At 55.7% G+C, this 388-nt stretch carries 1 protein-coding gene; it reads left to right on the top strand.

Going from position 1 to position 388, the window contains the following annotated elements; translation table 11 throughout:
* On the top strand, positions 1-383 hold a 383-nt coding region (locus K7W42_RS23460; RefSeq protein ID WP_439648879.1), incomplete at its 5' end, for a transposase.
* Between the last annotated feature and the right edge of the window lie 5 nt (positions 384-388).

Genomic DNA, 388 nt, shown 5'->3' on the forward strand with positions numbered 1-388 from the left:
AAGGTGCCTGGGTGATCGGTGAACAGCGAGCCCGCGAAGAAAAGAAGTACTATCTCTGCAATCTGCCGCCTGAGACGGCCTTTGAGCATTTGATTCGAGCCACCAAACAGCGCTGGGCATGCGAACTCGGACACCGGGAGCTGAAGCAGGAAGTCGGACTCGACCACTTCGAAGGCCGAAGTTGGCAAGGCCTGCATCATCACGCGGTGCTCTGCCTGGTGGCCTTGCTGTTCCTGCAATGGCTCCGCTTGTCACAACTGGATGGATTTATTGGGGAGACAGTGCCGGCCATTCGACGAGAAATCGCCGGGGATATTCCCCGGCGATCCAATCTGCAGTATCGATATTGTTCGTGCTGTACAGCCCTATTCAGTGGGCCATGAATTTT

Source organism: Deinococcus betulae, assembly GCF_020166395.1.
Classification (GTDB): Bacteria; Deinococcota; Deinococci; order Deinococcales; family Deinococcaceae; genus Deinococcus; species Deinococcus betulae.